General features: G+C 47.2%; 2 protein-coding genes. Both read right to left on the bottom strand.

All coding sequences use genetic code 11. The features are described from left to right. Positions 1 to 561: 561 nt before the first annotated feature. Positions 562 to 843 carry a Txe/YoeB family addiction module toxin gene (locus tag K4305_RS03665; RefSeq protein WP_292002854.1) on the bottom strand — a complete coding sequence of 94 codons (282 nt, stop codon included), beginning with the start codon at positions 841 to 843 and terminating at the stop codon, positions 562 to 564. Continuing rightward, entirely contained in the window at positions 825 to 1082 is a 258-nt protein-coding gene (locus K4305_RS03660; protein ID WP_292002855.1) for a type II toxin-antitoxin system Phd/YefM family antitoxin, read from the bottom strand. The genes K4305_RS03665 and K4305_RS03660 overlap by 19 nt, the downstream gene beginning before the upstream one ends. Between the last annotated feature and the right edge of the window lie 454 nt (positions 1083 to 1536).

The following is a 1536-nucleotide window of genomic DNA, read 5'->3' as shown; positions in this document are numbered from 1 at the left end:
GGCAAGAAAGCATAATCCATAGCGCATAACCCAATCTCGCCCTCTTCAATCCGTGCCAATCCGTGAAAATCCGTGGGCAACCTCCCCTCTTCAATCCTCGTCTCCTCTCTCCTGCCTCCCCATCTTCCATCCGTGAAAATCCGATTTCAATCAGCGGGAACCGCGTTCTTCCTCTTCTTGCTGAATAACCCGACACCACAAAAGCCCAAAACCATAACACTACCCCCCCAGACACCACCTCACCCATCAATCCGTGCCAATCCGTGTAAATCCGTGGGCAACATCCCCCCTCTTCAATCCCTCCCCAATCCGATTTCAATCAGCGGGAACCGCGATCTTCCTCTTCCATAAACAAATTGGCGATTGATTTGCACAGGCTTTGCCTGTAGAAATCAACCGCCTCCGTGAAAATCCGTGTAAATCCGTGGGCCAAAATCTTCCTCTTCTCCTCATCTCTTCATTTCTTCACCTTCTCACCCTACAAGTCGAGCTGCATAACAACGTCCCATACTCCATTCCAAGTCGAGCTGCATAACAACGTCCCATACTCCATTCTCAGAACTAACGGTCACCATAATGACCGAAAACAGAAACCACAATAACAGTCACAGCACTTTCGTTGATTTCATAAACCACTCGATGCTGCTTGTTGAGTCTTCTTGACCAATACCCTGCAAGATCACCACGTAAAGGCTCAGCCTTGCCTGTTCCAGTGGTCGGATGTTCGGATAATTCAAGAAGAATTCGTTTGATCTTTTTGAGAAGAGCCTTATCACCAACCTTATGCCAACGCCTGATTTCTTCTTTGGCCTCGTCAGTAATGTCTACAAAATACTTGCCCACGGATCTCCCGGATCTTCAATCCTCGTAACTCGTCCTGCCTTTACATCCTCTCTACCCCGTTCAATTGCAGCAAGCACTTCCGGATCAGAAAAGTACTTATCCGTATCGCTGATTTTTCTTGCCGGTACGATTTCATAAGTCTCAGATTTTCCACACTGTACAATAACTCTTTCTGTATTGGCCATATTCAGGTATTTCCTGAGGTTCTTTCGTAACTCTGTCGTGCTTATGGCTATCATGATGTCGGCTTTTGAATGTTACACTATAATGTACAAAGTATAAGCATTTCTCCGAAATAAACGTTCATCATGCTTCATCATGTAATATTCCACCGATTCAATATGTAACTGTAGTGGGCCCTATAAACCAGCCATCCCTCCCCAATCCAATCCCCAATCAAGCGGGAACCGCGCTCTTTCTCTTCTTGCTGAATAACCCGACAGCCCAATACCTGAAAACCATAACACAACCCCCCAGACACCACCTCACCCATCAATCCGTGCCAATCCGTGGGCAACCTCTTCCTCCCCCACCTCCCGACATCCATCCCACAATCTTTTCATCCGTGAAAATCCGTTTTCAATAAGCGGGAACCGCGTTCTTCCTCTTCTTGCTGAATAACCCGACAGCGCAATACCTGAAAACCATAACACAACCCCCCAGACACCACCTCACCCATCAATCCGTGCCAAT

Origin of the sequence: Chlorobium sp., from assembly GCF_036528655.1 — a bacterium.
GTDB lineage: Bacteria > Bacteroidota > Chlorobiia > Chlorobiales > Chlorobiaceae > Chlorobium.
The sequence above is the reverse complement of the archived record's forward strand: the minus strand, read 5'-3'. Positions and strand labels throughout refer to the sequence as shown.

Coding starts and splice junctions, on each gene's coding strand:
- K4305_RS03660 (WP_292002855.1), bottom strand. CDS start 1,082: ATGATAGCCATAAGCACGACAGAGTTACGAAAGAACCTCAGGAAATAC.